Source organism: Novosphingobium sp. AAP1, assembly GCF_001295765.1.
In the GTDB taxonomy this organism is placed as follows: domain Bacteria; phylum Pseudomonadota; class Alphaproteobacteria; order Sphingomonadales; family Sphingomonadaceae; genus Novosphingobium; species Novosphingobium capsulatum.
On the sequence record NZ_LJHO01000006.1, the window covers coordinates 52,029 to 68,506 of the forward strand.

At 67.1% G+C, this 16,478-nt stretch carries 14 protein-coding genes; 6 read left to right on the forward strand and 8 right to left on the reverse strand.

The annotated features are described in order from the left end of the window. Positions 1–71: 71 nt before the first annotated feature. Positions 72–3,473, forward strand: coding sequence for a S41 family peptidase (locus IP65_RS13230; RefSeq protein WP_054132040.1), 3,402 nt, complete (start codon positions 72–74; stop codon positions 3,471–3,473). A gap of 68 nt (positions 3,474–3,541) precedes the next feature. Here the strand turns inward: IP65_RS13230 and IP65_RS13235 are convergent, their stop codons facing one another. Then, on the reverse strand, positions 3,542–4,501 hold the full coding sequence (locus tag IP65_RS13235; protein WP_054132041.1) for an NAD(P)/FAD-dependent oxidoreductase: 960 nt from the start codon (positions 4,499–4,501) through the stop codon (positions 3,542–3,544). 18 nt (positions 4,502–4,519) lie between these two features. Beyond that, positions 4,520–5,206 (reverse strand): GTP cyclohydrolase I FolE, encoded by a 687-nt coding sequence (folE, locus tag IP65_RS13240; protein ID WP_231627709.1) that lies wholly within the window; start codon positions 5,204–5,206, stop codon positions 4,520–4,522. Positions 5,207–5,356: 150 nt separating this feature from the next. On the opposite strand from folE, the gene IP65_RS13245 reads away from it, so the two are divergent. Next, positions 5,357–5,962 (forward strand): PAS domain-containing protein, encoded by a 606-nt coding sequence (locus IP65_RS13245; protein ID WP_022677006.1) that lies wholly within the window; start codon positions 5,357–5,359, stop codon positions 5,960–5,962. Positions 5,963–6,020: 58 nt separating this feature from the next. Here the strand turns inward: IP65_RS13245 and IP65_RS13250 are convergent, their stop codons facing one another. Beyond that, positions 6,021–6,374 (reverse strand): energy transducer TonB, encoded by a 354-nt coding sequence (locus tag IP65_RS13250; protein WP_156306613.1) that lies wholly within the window; start codon positions 6,372–6,374, stop codon positions 6,021–6,023. Positions 6,375–6,525: 151 nt separating this feature from the next. Further along, positions 6,526–8,436, reverse strand: coding sequence for a methyl-accepting chemotaxis protein (locus IP65_RS13255; RefSeq protein ID WP_054132042.1), 1,911 nt, complete (start codon positions 8,434–8,436; stop codon positions 6,526–6,528). Between the two features lie 160 nt (positions 8,437–8,596). Here IP65_RS13255 and IP65_RS13260 point away from each other — a divergent pair, with 160 nt between their 5' ends. Next, positions 8,597–9,307 (forward strand): peptidylprolyl isomerase, encoded by a 711-nt coding sequence (locus IP65_RS13260; protein ID WP_054132123.1) that lies wholly within the window; start codon positions 8,597–8,599, stop codon positions 9,305–9,307. Here the strand turns inward: IP65_RS13260 and IP65_RS13265 are convergent, their stop codons facing one another. Further along, positions 9,308–11,092 carry a hypothetical protein gene (locus tag IP65_RS13265; RefSeq protein ID WP_054132043.1) on the reverse strand — a complete coding sequence of 595 codons (1,785 nt, stop codon included), beginning with the start codon at positions 11,090–11,092 and terminating at the stop codon, positions 9,308–9,310. Between the two features lie 257 nt (positions 11,093–11,349). On the opposite strand from IP65_RS13265, the gene IP65_RS13270 reads away from it, so the two are divergent. The 3 genes from IP65_RS13270 to IP65_RS13280 all read left to right on the forward strand — a co-directional run bounded on the left by IP65_RS13270 (position 11,350) and on the right by IP65_RS13280 (position 13,440). Then, complete coding sequence (locus tag IP65_RS13270) at positions 11,350–12,618, forward strand: hypothetical protein (RefSeq protein WP_054132044.1); 1,269 nt, start codon at positions 11,350–11,352, stop codon at positions 12,616–12,618. A gap of 297 nt (positions 12,619–12,915) precedes the next feature. Then, positions 12,916–13,074 carry a hypothetical protein gene (locus IP65_RS13275; RefSeq protein ID WP_211183277.1) on the forward strand — a complete coding sequence of 53 codons (159 nt, stop codon included), beginning with the start codon at positions 12,916–12,918 and terminating at the stop codon, positions 13,072–13,074. Between the two features lie 120 nt (positions 13,075–13,194). Then, the gene (locus IP65_RS13280; protein ID WP_022677013.1) at positions 13,195–13,440 is read left to right on the forward strand and encodes a hypothetical protein; all 246 of its coding nucleotides are present in this window, start codon (positions 13,195–13,197) and stop codon (positions 13,438–13,440) included. A 13-nt stretch (positions 13,441–13,453) separates the two neighbouring features. Here IP65_RS13280 and IP65_RS13285 read toward each other — a convergent pair whose 3' ends face one another. Genes IP65_RS13285 through IP65_RS13295 form a run of 3 tightly spaced genes read right to left on the reverse strand, consistent with a single transcriptional unit; the run spans position 13,454 to position 16,478 of the window. After that, the gene (locus IP65_RS13285; protein WP_054132046.1) at positions 13,454–14,722 is read right to left on the reverse strand and encodes an adenosylmethionine--8-amino-7-oxononanoate transaminase; all 1,269 of its coding nucleotides are present in this window, start codon (positions 14,720–14,722) and stop codon (positions 13,454–13,456) included. Then, positions 14,719–15,339 (reverse strand): dethiobiotin synthase, encoded by a 621-nt coding sequence (gene bioD, locus IP65_RS13290; protein ID WP_054132047.1) that lies wholly within the window; start codon positions 15,337–15,339, stop codon positions 14,719–14,721. The genes IP65_RS13285 and bioD overlap by 4 nt, the downstream gene beginning before the upstream one ends. Continuing rightward, complete coding sequence (locus IP65_RS13295) at positions 15,339–16,478, reverse strand: 8-amino-7-oxononanoate synthase (RefSeq protein WP_054132048.1); 1,140 nt, start codon at positions 16,476–16,478, stop codon at positions 15,339–15,341. The genes bioD and IP65_RS13295 overlap by 1 nt, the downstream gene beginning before the upstream one ends.

Sequence of the window (16,478 nt, forward strand, 5' to 3'; positions counted from 1 at the left end):
TTCGCCAATTGTGAGGAATGTTTGCCTGCGCTAGCCTGTCCACCGGCCGCTTTCCGGCCCGTGGGGGAACCATGCGAGGCAAGCTTATCCTGCTGGCATCGGCGCTGCTGGCGTCGACCACTCTTGTCGTACCGGCCGCGCAGGCCGCCGCCGATCCGCTGCTGCTGCAACAGCCGACGCTCTCGGCCACGCAGATCGCGTTTGTCTATGGCGGCGAAATCTGGGTGGTGCCGCGCAGCGGTGGCCGGGCGACGCGGCTGGTCACCGGGCAAGGCGCCTTGTCGGGCCCGGTGTTCTCTCCCGATGGCAGCCAGATCGCGTTTACCGGCCGCTATGATGGCAATACCGATGTCTATGTCGTTCCGGCGCAAGGCGGTGAGCCGCGCCGGTTGACCTGGCATTCTGGCGCCGACGTGGCGCTGGGCTGGTCGGCCGATGGCAAGCAGGTGCTGTTCCGCTCCCCGCGCATGGCCGTGCGCGATGCGCACCAGATGTACCTGGTGCCCGCCAGTGGCGGGGCGCCCGCGCCGGTGCCCTTGCCCTCGGGGGAGGAAGGCGCGTTTTCGCCCGATGGCACGCGCATCGCCTATTCCCCGATCGAGCAGTGGCAGCCGGCGTGGAAGCAGTATCGCGGCGGGCAGACCGCGCGCATCTGGGTGGCGCGCCTGGCGGATTCGGCCGTCACGCCGATCCCGCGCCCCAACAGCAACGATCGCAACCCGCTGTGGATCGGGGACAAGGTTTATTTCCTGTCCGACCGCGATGGCCCGGTCACGCTCTACAGCTATGATCCGGCCAGCGGCGCGGTCGCGCGGCTGATCGACAATTCCGCCGGGTTCGACATGGCCGCGATCGGCGCTGGCCCCGGCGGGGTGGTGATCGATCATTTCGGCAAGCTGGAAATCTATGACATCGCCAGCGGCACGGTCAGTCCGGTGCCGGTCACCATCGATGCCGATCTGCCGCAGCGCCGCGCCCATTTCGAAGAGATCAAGGCCGACAGCGTCAGCCATGCGCTGTTGAGCGAAACCGGCAAGCGCGTGATCATGGAAGTGCGCGGCGAGGTGCTGTCTGCCCCGGCCGAAAAGGGCGACGTGCGCAACATCACGCGTTCGCCCGGCGTGGCCGATCGCGATCCCGCGCCATCGCCCGATGGCACCAAGATTGCGTGGTTTTCCGATGAATCCGGCGAATATGCGCTGCACATCGGCGCGGCTGATGGCCTGGGCACGGTGCGCAAGATCGCGCTGGGGACGCCGCCCTCGTTCTTCTACAACCCGCGCTGGTCGCCCGACAGCAAGAAGATCGTGTTCGAGGACAAGCGGCTGAACCTGTGGCTGATCGACCTTGCCGCCGGCGCGGCCGCAGCGCCGGTCAAGATCGATACCAACCTGTTCGATGCGCCCGGCAGCAGCTTTGACGCGGCGTGGTCGGCCGACAGCCAGTGGATCGTCTATACCCGCCAGCTGCCCAGCCATTTCCATGCCGCCTGGGTGCATTCGCTGGCCACCGGCAAGAACACGCAAGTGACTGACGGGTTGAGCGACGTGATCTCGCCCCGCTTCGACCACGGCGGCAAGTATCTCTACTTCGCCGCGACCACCGCCACGGGCCCGGCGGCCGGCTGGCTCGACATGTCGAGCATGGGCCGCGCGATCGATGGCGCGGCCTATGTCATGGTGCTGCGCAAGGACAGCGCATCGCCGATCGCGCCGGAAAGCGACGAGGAAAGCGCCGCCGATACCCTGCCGGGCCGCGACAAGCCAGGCAAGGCCAAGAAGACCGACGCTGGCGCCAGTGACGACAAGCCGGCCGATGCCAAGGACGAGGACAAGGATGGCGGCAGGGACGGGAAGGGCGGCAAGCCAACCCCGCCCGCCCCGGTGCGGATCGATTTCGAGGGGCTGGATCAGCGCATCCTGGCGCTGCCGATCCCGCGCGCCAATATCGTGGAACTGCAGGCCGGCAAGGATGGCGTGGTCTATACCCTGACCATCCCGCCCGCCGCGACCGATGCCGATTACCTGGAAGGCGACGAGGCCGGCCCGCCGCGCACGCTGTTCCGTTTCGACCTCAAGGAGCGCAAGAACAAGGAACTGGCGCAGGGTGTTGTTGCCAATACCTTCTCCCTTTCGGCAGACGGCAGCAAGATGCTGCTGCAGCGTGGCGGCACCTGGCTGGTGGCCGATGCCGACAAGGAAGTGAAGGACGGCGAAAGCGCCAAGCCGATCAAGTTCGACGACGTGCGCGTGTGGGTCGATCCCCAGGCGGAATGGAAGCAGATCTATCACGAGGTCTGGCGGATCGAGCGCGACTTCCTCTACGATCCCAACCACCACGGCCTCGATCTGGCGCGGGCCGAGGCGCTCTATGCCCGCTTCCTGCCCGGCCTTGCCGCGCGGCAGGATCTCAACGTGCTGCTGGAGGAAATGACCGGGCACATCTCGGTCGGCCACACTTTCATCAACGGCGGTGATCTGCCCGAACAGCAAACCGCGCGCGGCGGCCTGCTCGGCGCCGATTACGAGGCGGTCGATGGGCGCTGGCGCATTGCCCGCGTGCTGCCGGGCGAGAACTGGAATCCCAAGCTGGTCGCCCCGCTCAGCCAGCCCGGTGTTGACGTGCACGCCGGGGAGTTCATCCTGGCGGTCAACGGCCGCCCGGTCGATACCCAGACCGAGATCGATCGCGCGCTGGATGGCACGGCCGGCAAGCAGACCGTGCTGACCGTGGCGAGCACGGCGGCGGGCGCGGGATCGCGCCAGGTTACCGTGGTGCCGATCGGCAACGAAGGCGCGTTGCGCCTGCGCAGCTGGATGGAAGGCAACCGCCGCACGGTCGATCGCCTCTCGGGCGGCAAGCTGGCCTATGTCTATGTGCCCGATACGGCCGCTGGCGGCTTTGCCAACTTCAACCGCTATTACTATGCCCAGGTGGGCAAGCAGGGCGCGGTGATTGACGAGCGGTTCAACCATGGCGGCCAGATCGCCGACTATATCGTCGATCAGTTGAAGCGCACCCCGCAGATGATCAACCACACCCGCGAAGGGGCAGACCAGATCGAGCCGGCCGCGGCGATCTTTGGCCCCAAGGTGATGATCATCAACGAAATGTCAGGCTCGGGCGGCGATGCCTTGCCCTGGCTGTTCCACAAGGAAGGCGTGGGTCCGCTGGTGGGCAAGCGCACCTGGGGCGGGCTGGTCGGCATCGGTGGCTATCCGCAGTTGATCGACGGCGGCAGTGTCACCGCGCCGCGCTGGGCGATCTATGGCACCACCGGCCAGTGGGAAGTGGAAGGGATCGGCATTCCGCCCGATATCGAGGTGGAGCAGGACCCGGCGCTGATCCGGCAGGGCCATGATCCGCAGCTGGAACGCGCTGTGGCCGAGGCGATGGCCTTGCTCAAGGCCAATCCGCCGCAGCAGTTCCCCAAGCCGGCGCCGATCGTCAAGCATCCGGTGCTGCCGCAGTAAGCGGGGGGTATGGTTAAGAAGGCAAAAGGGGGGCGAGCCTGGCTCGCCCCCCTCTTTTTTGCGCCGGATCAGGCCGCCTTGCGCGCCAGGATGCGGCCCGCCAGCGCATCGCCCGAAAGCCAGGCGCCCTGCACGGTCGGTTCGGTCAGCCAGTCGCCGCAGGCGCCCAGGCGCAGCATATCGTCCCACAGCGCGGTGCTGCCCGCGCCCACCGGCCGGGCAAAGCGCCAGCGATGCGCGCGCGCCACCAGCGGCTCGGGCAGGGCCATGCCGGCCAGATCGACAAAGGCAGCAGCGATCTGGCCAATCACCTCTTCCGGCGTTTGTTCGAGATGCTGGCGCGACCAATCCGCGCTGGCCTGGATCACCCAGCAATCGGGTGCGCCCTGGGCCGGGCCAGGGCGGCCCGGCTTGGCCGAATTGCGCGCCACCCAGGCAAGCGGGCCATCGCCACGCCACACCGTCCAGTCCAGCAGCAAGGGTTCGGCCCAGGCCATCATCGCCGTCCAGCAGGCCTGGGATGCACTGCCGGCGGCGGCGCGGGCCATAGGAAAGGCATGGAGCGACAGCAGCGGCGCGGCCTGTTCGGCCGGCGTGGCCACGACCACCGCATCGAACGGGCCGCGTCGTTCGCCTTCGAGAACCAGCCACCAGTGCCGGCCATCATGGACCAAACCCTTGACCAGGCATTCGAACGTCACGTCGTGGCGCTGTGCCAGATCGGCCACCAGGGCATTCATCCCCGGCACGCCGACATAGGCATCGGGGCCTGCATCCGGCCAGTGCGCGGCCACGCCGCGCTCTGCCCATTCGGCCACCTGCTGGGCAAAGCCGGGCGTGGTGGCGGCGCAGAACTGCGCGCCATGATCGAACCGGGCCTGGCCCAGCGGCGTATCGATCCGCCGGGTGGACATGCGGCCGCCCGGCCCACGCCCTTTGTCAAACGCGCTGACCACGTGGCCGGCCCCCACCAGCCGGTCAGCGCAGGTCAGGCCAGCAAGCCCCGCCCCGATGATCCCGAAATGCAATGTCCCCTCCCGTCCGCGTCAGCCGCGGCCCATCAGCGACATCACCTCGCGGCGCGAGCTGGCGTCTTGCAGGAAGCAGCCGAGCATGCGGCTGGTGACCATGCCCACGCCCGGCGTGCACACGCCGCGCCCGGTCATGCAGCCATGCTGCGCCTCGATCACCACGGCCACGCCCTGGGGCTGCAAATGGTCCCAGATGCACTGCGCCACTTCGGCGGTCAGGCGCTCCTGCACCTGAAGGCGGCGGGCATAGCCGTGAAGCACGCGCGCCAGCTTGGAAATGCCGACGACGCGGTTGTTGGGCAGGTAGGCGATCGAGGCCTTGCCGGTGATCGGCGCCATGTGGTGCTCGCAGTGCGACTGGAACGGAATATCGCGCAGCAGCACGATCTCGTCATAGCCGCCCACTTCCTCGAACGTGCGGGTCAGGTGCACGCTGGGATCTTCGCGATAGCCCTGGCAATATTCCAGCCAGGCGCGGCCAACGCGCGCCGGCGTATCGATCAGGCCTTCGCGGCTGGGATCTTCGCCAGCAAACCGCAGCAGCGTGCGGATCGCTTCCTGCACCGGCTCGGGCACGGCAGGCTTGGCCGCCGGGGCATGCTGGTGGGCGGTGTTGTCGTGGGCAGCGTGGTTGTGGCTGGCGTCATCGCAACCGTCGTGGCTGTCTTGCGCGGAGGCGAAATCGAGTGTCATCAGGTTCATGGCGGAATTCTCCGGCCCGGGGAGGCTGCGCGCAGATGCGCATCAGAGCAAGACCGGGCATGCACTTCGGACTTGCAGTTGGCAGCGGGCCGCTACAACATGGCCGAAAGGACACTGGAGCGAAGCGCGCGCCGTGCCACATGAGGAAACATGCTGATATCCGAGATGATAACGGCAAGCCCGGTCGCTGCGGTCATCAGCAACCCTCGCTTGCCTGATAACCCGATCGTGGAATGCAATGCCGCGTTCGAAGCACTGACCGGCTATGAGCGGGACGAGATCATCGGCCGCAACTGCCGCTTCTTGCGTGGGCCAGGCACCGAGCCTGACCTGACGGCAGAGCTGCGCGCCGGCATCCGCGAAGGCCGGCCGGTCTTGGTCGAGATCATCAACTACAAGAAGGACGGCACGCCGTTCCGCAATGCCGTGATGGTCGCGCCGATCTTCGACGCCCAGGGGGAGCTGGAATATTTCCTTGGTTCCCAAGTGGATGTCAGCAAAGCTGCCGATCTCGAGGCCGGCAATACGGCTGGCGCTGCCCGCGCCCAGGCGGCGCGCGATGCCGTGGCGCTGCTGTCGCCACGCCAGCGCGAAATCCTGGTGCACATGGCCGCCGGCAAGCTCAACAAGCAGATCGCCTACGAACTCGGCCTGTCGGAACGCACGGTGAAGATGCACCGCTCGTCCGTCATCCGCACGCTGGGCGTGCGCACCAGCGCCGACGCTATCCGCGTGGCGGTAGAAGCCGGGCTCTGATCCTGATTACTGGTGTTGACGAGAGGCTCGCCCTTAAGGGCAAGCCTCTCGTTCAGCATTACATCAGCCGCCAGGTGATCGGCACGGTCAGCGTGGTCGGCCCGCCGGGAGGGGCCGGCAGGTTGCCGGCGCGGCGCGGCAGGGCCAGCGCTTCGCGATCAAGCGTGGCCGAGCCAGAGCCGCCGACCAATTCGGTTTTCTCGATCGCGCCCACCGCACTGATATAGACCTTGACCTTGGCCGTGCCTTCCTCGCCGCGCATCTGCGCGGTGGGCGGATAGGTCTGCTTGGAGGCGATGATGCGCGTGACCTGGCGATACCAGTCGGCGCTTTGGGCATGGGCGGCGCCGGCCAGGCCGGCAGCGAAACAGGCAACGGCAAGGGCCGCGGCGCGCACACGGGAATGATGCATCGGGGGTGTCCTTCGTTGTCGAACAAGGGTGACGAAACAAGGGGCGTTGCAGCCGCAAGGATTCGCCTCGCCTCTGCAACGCTGCCGTTATCCCCGGCGCGGGGTTAGCATCGCCATGCGCCGCCCCTGCGGACAATTACGCAGCTGCGCGTCAGAACTCGCTCCAGTCATCCACCGCCAGGTTGCCTGCGGCCGCCGCCCGGCCGGGAGCCGGACGCGCGGGCGGGGCGGCCGGTTCTTCCGATGGCAGCGTCGCCAGAGCGAGTGAGGCCGGGCGCACGACAACTGGCGCTGGTTCGGCCGGCGGCATAGGCACCACGCGCGGCGCGGCCACAGGCGTGGCATCGCCACCGGCCAGGCGAAAGCGGCCCAGCTGTTCCATCAGGCTGTCGGTCTCGCTCGACAGGGTGCGCGTGCTGGCGGTGCTTTCCTCCACCATCGCTGCATTGCGCTGGGTGAACGAATCCATGTCTGACACCATGCGCGAGATTTCGCCGATGCCGTCGGCCTGCTTTTCGGCTGCTTCGGCAATTTCCTCGACCAGGCCCGAGACCGCGTTCACTTCGCCCACGATCTGGCGCAGCGCTTCGCCACTGCCTTCGACCAGGGCCACGCCACCGGCGATCTGCTGTGAACTCGTGGTGATCAGGGTCTTGATATCCTTGGCCGCGTCGGCGCTGCGCTGGGCCAGGGCGCGCACTTCCGATGCCACCACGGCAAAGCCCTTGCCGGCATCCCCGGCGCGCGCGGCCTCTACGCCGGCGTTGAGCGCGAGCAGGTTGGTCTGGAACGCGATGCCGTCGATCACGGCAATGATCTCGGCCATCTGGCGCGAGCTGTCCTCGATCGATCGCATGGCCCCCACCGCATCGTGGGCAATGGTTTCCACCTGGCCGGCGGTATCGCGCGCCACGCGCAGGCGGCCGCTGGTCTGCCGCGCATTGTCGGCGGTGATCTTTACCGTGCCGGTAAATTCGTTGAGCGTGCGCGCGGTCTGCGCCAGGGCATTGGCCTGCTGCTCCGATCGGGCCGAGAGGTCTGAGGAGGCGGCGGCGATCTCGTCGATGCCCAGCTTGATCGTGCGGCAGCCGGCCACGATGCGGCCCAGCACCTGGCTCATTTCACCCAGCGCGGCGTTGTAATCCAGGTGCAGCTTGCCCATCGCGCCATGGCCGTTTTCCGCCACGCGGTGAGTCAGGTCTCCCTGCGCCAAGGCAGCAAGGCCGCCGCCAATCGCGCCAATCGTCACGTTGGCTTCTTCGGCGCGGGCCTGTTCTTCGCGCGCGCGCTGCACGTCGCGGGCGAACAGCGCCTTGAACCCGTCGAGCGCGCGGGCCAGCTGGCCCAGTTCGTCTGCGCGGGCCAGGCCCGGCACGTCGATCGTGATATCGCCGGCGGCCAGGCGGTCCACCGCCGCGCTCATCCTTTTGACCGGCCGCGCCACCGTGGCCATCAGCACCACCAGCATGAACACCGCCACCACCAGCGCGGCGACGGCTGCCCCCACCATGAAGCGCTGGGCCGAGGTGTAGATCGTTGCGCTCTGTTCCGAAATCGCCCCGGCGCCCTTGGCGTTGAGATCGATCAGCTGCAGCACGAGGTCTTCCAGCGCGTAATAGTGATCGAGCGATTGCGCATTAAGCGCGGCATGGGCGGCGGCAGGATCGCTTTGCGCCACGGTGATCAGGCGATCGGTATCGGCGGTGAAATCGCGCCAGCCCTTCTCGAACTGGTCGAGCAGCGCCGTTTGCTGCGGCGTGGCGATCTCGCTGCGGTAATCGGCAATTGTCTTGTCGATCACCACTTGCGCGTTGCGCGCCAGCTTGGCCGAGCGCGGCCCGGGGGTATAGACCACCTCGGCCTGCTTGATGCGGTATTGCGAGAGATAGCTGTGCAGATCACCCAGCGATTGCGAGGCCGGCAGCCAGCGCTCGCGCATTTCGGTGGCGATCGCGTTCACCTCGCCGATGCGGTTGACGCCCACGACGCTGATCGCGGCCATCACCGCCAGCAGCACGGCAAAGGCTGACATCAGCTTGGCAGAAATATTGAAACGAAGCATGGCGGCTGGCTCCGGCGGTTTGCGGCAATCGCCGGAAAACTAGAGTGCGGGCCTTCACGGATCGGTAACCATACCCCTGTGGATCGTTGCTATCGCGGCGTTAACCATGCCGTGCATCGGGCCATTTACCGGCCTGGCCCTGATCGGGCAGGATACCGGGATGAAGATCCGATTCGCCGTGATGGCGCTTGCCGCCGCAAATCTCGCCTGTGCCTCTGCTGCCCTCGCCGCCCCCGCACGCAAGGCTGTGCCCGCCAGGGTTGCCCCCGCGCCGGCGCCCGTGCCCGATGTCGCGACCGTGGCCTTGGTGACCGACCAGGGCACCATCGTGGTCGAACTCGATGGCAAGCATGCCCCGATCAGCGTGGGCAACTTCCTGCATTACGTGGATGCCAAGCGCTATGACGGGATGACGTTCTATCGCGCCATGCACCTTGCCTGGGGGCAGCAGCCCAATGGCCTGTTGCAGGGCGGCATTCGCGATGCCGCCAAGCTGTTCAAGCCGGTGGCCCATGAACCGACCAGCCAGACCGGCATCCTGCACAAAGCCGGCACGCTGTCGCTGGCGCGGCTGGCGCCGGGCACGGCGACCTCGGATTTCTCCATCCTGCTGTCAGACATGCCCGGCCTCGATGCCGATCCGGCCAATGCCGATCCCGATCGGCAGCTGGGCTATGCCGCCTTCGGGCATGTGGTTTCGGGCATGGATGTGGTGCGCAAGATCTGGGACATGCCGATTTCGCCGACGATGGGCGAAGGCGCCATGCGCGGGCAGATGCTGGCCCAGCCGGTGAAAGTGATCACCGCGCGGCGCGTGGCAAACCAGGCGCCTGCGCCTGCGCCTGTGCCCGCGCCGGCAACGACACCCTGATCAATTGGGGCAGGCTACCGCCGCACTCTGCCCCCGGCGGAACAGCACCACGCGATAGAAGAACGCGTCGCTGCCAAAGGCCTGGTTCGGCCCGGCAACGATGTCGAGCCGATCCCCCTTCGCCAGGTCCACCGGCACCGGGCCGGGTTGCAGGCCAGTGGTCAGCACGCCCTGCCACAACGCCTTGCCATTGCGCAGCACGACGAGGTCCACCCCGTCGCCGCCCGGCGCCTTGGCAAAGCAGCCACGCAGGTCCAGCGCCTGGGCTACCGGCGCGGTATAGCGCCACACCGCGCGCAATGGCGCAGCGGCATCGCCGGCCGGCGCGGCGCTGGTGGCGTTGATGCGCAGCGGCTTGCTGAACTTGTTGCCGAAATAGCCGGTCCAGGTATCGTCCAGCCAATCGAGCGCGGTGTCGCTGCCCGCCCGGTTGCGCACGAAATAGCGCCAGGCCGGCGTGCCCCATCCCAGCAGGGTATCGGCCACCACGGCCGAGGCGCCCAGCGTATAGCCTGTGCCGACGAGCACGATGGGCTGATCGCCGATCATCGGCGTTGCCAGCGCCTGGCCGGTGGGGCCATAGGCACGCGTGCCGCTGCCCAGCACCAGCCCGCGCGGTGCGCCCCAGATCACCGTGGTATCGCTGCCCAGGCGATAGGCGAACAGCAGCGGATCGCCCAAATCCAGCCGCACCGGGCGCCCCTTGGGCAGCACGCTGGCCTGCAGGAAGCGGAACGCGCGGCCCTGGTCCTTGATCGCGGTGCCGGCAAACAGCCCCATGGTGGGAAATCCGCCCTGGTCGATCAGGGCATACCAGCTCGCCTGGCCCACCCCATTGGCGGCCAGCATCGTGGCCTGCTTGACCAGTTCGCCGGCTGCGGTGGCCTGGTCGCTGGTGGCGAGGCCAAACTCGGTGGCCCAGACCGGCACGCGCGGGCCCGCTGCATCCATGGCCAAGGCGAGTTGCACCAGTTCCACGTCCAGCCCTTCGGCGCGGTTGCGATAGGGGTGCACGGCAATCCCATCGACCTGGGCGAGCAGCCCGGCAGCAAACAGCGGGCGCAGATAACCGGTGCCGATCATGTTGGTCGATCCACCGAGCAGCGCCGGGTTGCCGCCCAGCCGCGCATGGGCCGCTGCCGCGATCCGCACATAGGCGGCCACGCTGTCGATCCCAGCGGCAAAGACCATAGCGCGGCTGCCGTTGATCTCGTTGCCCAGCTCGATCGCGGCCAGGCAGTTGCCGAACTTGTCCTTCAGCGCGCCCAGATAGGCGGCAAACGCCGTGCGGCCCTGTTCTGAAGAGACCCACAGGCCGTTGTCATACAGCGGGTTGGCAGGAATCTCCGTCAGGATCAGGCGCCGCCCGGCCTGGCACGCCGCCATCAGGTTCTGCGCCGCCGCGCTGTCCAGGGTGTAGCGCCCCTTGGCTGTCTCCCCCGCCGCCCAGGGCAGCGAATCGCGCAACAGCGGCGCTTGCGCCTGTGCCGCCAGATCGCCCACCCCGGCTGGCCAGCCCTGGCTGAAATGGGTTTGCGCACCCAGCAGCAGGGACGCGCCCACGGCAGGCGCTGCCGCCTTGGCCGCGCTTGACGTTGCGGCCGCAGGGGCCACGCCGCCGGCGCTGCTTGCCAGCGTTACCGGCGCAGCGCCTGGCGTGGCGCTGGCCGAAGAGGTGGCCTTGCCCGTGGTGATGATCACCGTCGCCGCCAGGGCGGGGGCCGCCACAATGCCGGCCGTGACCAGCAGCGACTGGCGAAACCGGGTGTTCTTAATAAGCGCCATTAGCGGCCGTCCTGCACGTTGCCAGCAACAGGCGGCAGGGATTCGCCACCCGAGAGGCACAGTCTTGCCGCAATCGTTTAACATGGCCGCTCCAGACGCGGTTGACGCCGGCGCAGTCTTCTTTGCCAGGAACATATTGGCTATTAGGGGGAAATGCGTAGCGGAGCCGTGCTCCGAAACCCCCGTGCCGCGGTTGGCAGCGCCAGCCGCCCATGCCACAACCGGGCAGGTCTCTGCTGTCGAGGGAAGCGCTACCGATGAAAGCTCTCGTCCCGCTGGCTCTGCTCATCGCCGCGCCGGCCATGGCGCAATCGTCCGGGCCACCGCCCCAGGTCGACGCGGCCATGTCCCTGCTCGACCAGGGGCATTACCTTACGGCGCGCGACAAACTGGCCAAGCTGGCGTTCGATCCGCAGGGGCGGGTGAAAGACGAATATGCCTATCAGATGTGGCAGCAAGAAAGCGTCATGGTGACTGGCGAACTCGACTTGGCAACGCTGGATCGGGCGCATTCAGCCCCATTGATCCAGCGCGACTGGATCGCGCGCGTTCAGCAGGCGGTTGCCCACGATGCGATTGCCGAAATCGTCAAGCGGGCGAAAGATACTCGCATCGTCATCCTGAACGAAGCGCATATCAGCCCGCGCGATCGCATGTTCGCCTTGCAGGTTGCCCGCGCCCTGCGCCCCTTGGGCTATGGCGTCCTGGCGGCGGAGGCGTTCTACAACGACCCGGCTGGAAAGATCATGGCGCGGCTCAGGCACGATGGCTTTGTCCGCCGTGGAACCGGCTTTTACACCCTTGACCCAGTCTATGCGCGGTTCGTCCGCGCCGCGCTCGCCATGGGGTATGCCCCTGCCGCCTATGAGCAGACCGAGGAACAATCTGCCGCCGCCCATCCTGCGGATCGGCAGGCCAACGTCGTGGCGCGCGAACAGGCTCAGGCCGAAAATCTGGCGGCATTGATGGCACGCTTTCCGGGCCAGAAGGTATTGATCTATGTCGGGCATAGCCATGTCGCCGAAGCCCCGATCAACGAGACCGGCGAAGGCAATCCCAAGATTGACTGGATGGCGGCGCGGCTCAAACGCATGACCGGTATCGATCCCTTGACGATCGATCAGGCTACGGTGACCGACCTTGATGCCGGCGCGCGCCCGGCGCAGGTGGCGGCAGCGCGCCTGTTGGGTGGGCGGCCTGGCATCTTGTTCGAACAGGGCAAGCCACTGGTGCTGGGCCAATATGCCGGCGCGGTGGACCTTCAGGTGATCCATCCTGCCCGGCGCTACCGCTTTGGCCGCCCGGCATGGCTTGCGGCCTCGGGCGCGAGACCGGTTCCGGTTCCTGCCGCGTTCAGGCCCCGGCATGGCCGCTGCCTTGTCCAGGCTTTCCCCGCTGGCGCGTCCGCTGATGCGGTGCCGCTGGATCAGGTGATGATCACGGCGGGGGAACGGGCACCGGCTTTGCTGTTGCCGGCAAGGCCGATGCGGTTTTTCAGGCAGTGCGTGCAGTTGGGAGGAAAGTAAAATCTGCCATCGCGAATAAATTACCACTGAATATTATCTGTAATAGGTATTTATAATTCTGAAATGGCGAGGGAGTGAATGATATTATGCAAATTGATTTTGAATTATATAATTGCTGAATTTCGAAATTTCCGCTTGAATTTTTTGCAGAAATTCTGCATAGGCTGCGCATCGCCCCCCGTCATGATGCAAAATCTTGGATGCAATCGGCGCCTGAGAGACCATCGTGCTCCCGCATCTGGCAGGAGAACGGCTGTGGACCTCAATCATCTTCTTTTTCAGCATCAGGTTGCCGTGATGGATGCCCAGACGCGGCAAGACCATCACGTGGGCAGCCGCTATGATCTCGTGCGGCATTATGAAACCCGCATTGCGCGGCTGCGCCAGAAGCTGGGCGTGGCAGCCTATCCGGAATGGTGCACGCTGCCTGCGGGCGAGTCAGCCGCTGCCGCCTGAGGCGGGCTGACGGGACAGCACGTCACCCATTTTTCGGCCCCGCTTCCTTCTGCCTGCGCACCATGCACGGGCGAGTGATCAACCGGCGCCCCCTGCCTCCCCCCTGCACGAGGTTTTCCCATGACAACCATCACCACCACGCGCGCGCTCAACCTGTCCATCGACGAGGGCGATGCCGCCAAGCGGTGCAAGGCCAATGCCCTGCGCATCAGTTCGATCGAGCCGCTCAAGTCTGGCGGCACGCATCTGGTATTCGTGACGATCGAGGATGCCGACAAGGCGCGCATCCTGTTCAAGTCATCGCTGGCCACCGGCCGCGTCGTGCGTTTCCCGTTCATGGGTGCATCGACGCGCCACCTCTATTGATTTCAACGCCTGGCTAGATGGCGCGCTCGGGGCGCGGCAGGGCCGCCAGCCCTTCCTCCACCACATCGCCCACCCGCGCCAGGTCTGCCGCGCTGATGCAATAGGGCGGCAGGACATAGACGGTGTTGCCCAGCGGGCGCAGCAAGACGCCGTGATCGCGGGCAAAGGCCATCAGGTGTGGCGCCAGGGCGGAAAGATAGCCGCCATCGGGCGTGGCGAAATCCACGGCGATGATCGTGCCGCAGCGGCGGGGATGTTGCGCGCCGGGCAGCGCGGCGAGGCGATCGAGCAGTGTCTGCTGGTTCTGCCCCAGGGCATCGATGCGCGCCTGCACCGGCTCTTCACGCCAGATCGCCAGGTTTTCCACCGCCGCCGCGCAGGCGATCGGGTTCGCGGTATAGCTGGACGAGTGGTAGAACAGCTTGGCCCGGTCGGTTGACCAGTGCGCGGCAAAGATCGGCTCTTGCGCCACGGTGACGGCCAGCGGCATCGATCCGCCGGTCAGGCCCTTGGCCAGGCACAGGATATCGGGCACCACGCCGGCCTGGTTGCACGCCAGCAGGGTGCCGGTGCGGCCAAACCCGGTCATCACCTCGTCGGCAATGAACAGCACGCCATGGCGGCGGCACACCTCGGCCATCGCGGCCAGCACAGCGGGCGGATAGAACAGCATGCCGCCCGCGCCCAGCACCAGCGGCTCCACGATCAGCGCAGCCGGGTTTTCGCGGCATGCGGCTTCCAGGGCTTCGATCGTGTTGGCGCCATCGCCGGTTGGAAACGGGATCGTGCCCACATCGAACAGCAACGGCGCATAGGCCGCGTTATAGACCCCGCGTTCCCCCACCGACATCGTGCCGATGGTATCGCCGTGATAGGAATGCTCCATCACCAGGATGCGATGGCGTGCCTCGCCACGGTTGGCCCAGAAGCCCAGCGCCATTTTCAGCGCTACTTCCACGCAAGTGCTGCCGCTGTCGGAAAAGAACACGCGGGTCAGCGCTTCGGGCAGCATGGCCACTAGGCCGCGCGCCACGTCTTCGGCGGGCTGGTGTGTCCAGCCGGCAAAGATCACTTGGTCCAGCCGCTCGGTCTGGGCGCGGATTGCGGCCATGATGCGCGGGTTGTTGTGGCCATGCGTGGTCACCCACCACGACGAGATCGCATCGATCACGCGGGTACCGTCTTCCAGGATCAGCGCCGCCCCTTCGCCGCGCGCCACCTTGGGAATGGGCAGTCCCAGCCCGTGCTGCCAGAACGGATGCCAGACGGGCGAGCGGGTCATGCGAAATCCTCCAGCGCAAAGCCGCGGGCAAAGGCGGCGGCCAGGGTTTCCGGGGTAAGCGGATCGAGCGGGTCGAGCCGGCCCAGGCGGCGCACCTTGCCCATCGCGGCGATGGTCTGTTCGTTATCTGCGTTCTCGGCGCCGACGAAGGCGATGCCGTGGATCGGCACGCCGCGCGCGCGCAGGGCTTCGAGCGTCAGCAGGCTGTGGTTGATCGTGCCCAGCGCCGTGCGCGCCACCACGATCACCGGCAGGTTCCACCAGGCAAACAGATCGGCATAGAGCGTGCCGCGCGTGATCGGCACCAGCGCGCCGCCGGCGCCTTCCACCACCAGGCGTTCATGATCGGGCGGCGAAAGCCGCGCCGGATCGATCTGCAGTCCGTCCAGCTCTGCCGCGCGGTGGGGCGAAAGCGGCTGCGTCAGCCGATAGGCTTCGGGCAGGATCAGTTCGGGCGGCAATTGTGCCAGCGCGACCACGGCATCGCGGTCTGCCCCGTCATCCAGGCCGGATTGCACCGGCTTCCAGTAATGCGCGCGCAGCGCACCGGCGAGGGCGGCACTGAACACGGTCTTGCCGATGCCGGTATCGGTTCCGGTCACGACATAACGGGTCATCACAGGATCTCCTCAAGGGTGGCGGCCAGCGCATCGACATCGGCCGGGGCGGCGTTGAGCGTTAGCGAAATGCGCAGACGGCTGGTCCCGGCGGGCACGGTGGGCGGGCGAATGCCGCGCACGTCAAACCCGGCGACCTGCAGCCGTGCGGCCATGGCCATGGTGCGCGCGTCATCGCCCAGGATCAGCGGCATGACCTGGCTGCCGCTGACGCTGGCGCCTAGCGGGCCGAGCCGGCGTGCGGCATGGTCGATCAGTGCGGACAGTGCGGCGCGGCGCTCTGGCTCGTCGGCGCAGATGCGCAAGGCCTCGCGCACGGCGCTGGCCATCAGCGGGCTGGGCGCGGTGGAAAAGATGAACGGGCGCCCGCGGTTGACCAGGAAATCGCGCACTACGCGTGGGCCGCACACCAGCGCCCCTTCGCAGCCCAGCGCCTTGCCGCAGGTGCGCAGCGCGATCACGTCTTCGCGCCCGTCGAGATGCGCGGCCAAGCCACGCCCATCGGGGCCGAACACGCCGGTGGCGTGCGCCTCGTCGATCACCAGGATCGCGCCATGGCGCTGCGCCACAGCGGCAAGATCATCCAGCGGGGCGCGGTCACCATCCATGGAATAGAGGCTTTCCACGCAGAGCCACAGGCGCCCGGTATGGCCCTGCGCGCGCCATTGCGCCGCCAGCGTGGCAAAGGCATCGGCATCGTTGTGCGCCGCCATCGCCGTGCGCGCGCGAGTCAGCCGCAGGCCTTCGTGGACCGAGGCGTGGATCAGTTCGTCATAGATCACCAGGTCTTCGCGCTGCGGCAGGGTGGCAATCAACGCCACGTTGCCGGCATAGCCGGCGCTGAACCACAGCGTGCTTTCGCAGCCGAAGAAAGCGGCGGCTTCTGCCTCCAGCGCCTCGTGCTCGGGATCGTTGCCGCGCAGCAGGCGTGATCCGCCCGACCCCACCGCCACGCCGCGCGCCAGGGCATCGGCTACGGCCTGGCGCAGGCGCGGTGCCTGCGCCAGGCCGAGATAATCGTTGCTGGCAAAATCCACGCCGGCGCGCGGGGCCAGCGTGCGCAGGCGGGCGCGCGCCTGCAACCCCGCCAGATCGGCGGACTGGGCCTGCCACAGATCCGTGGCGCTCACGCTGTCCAT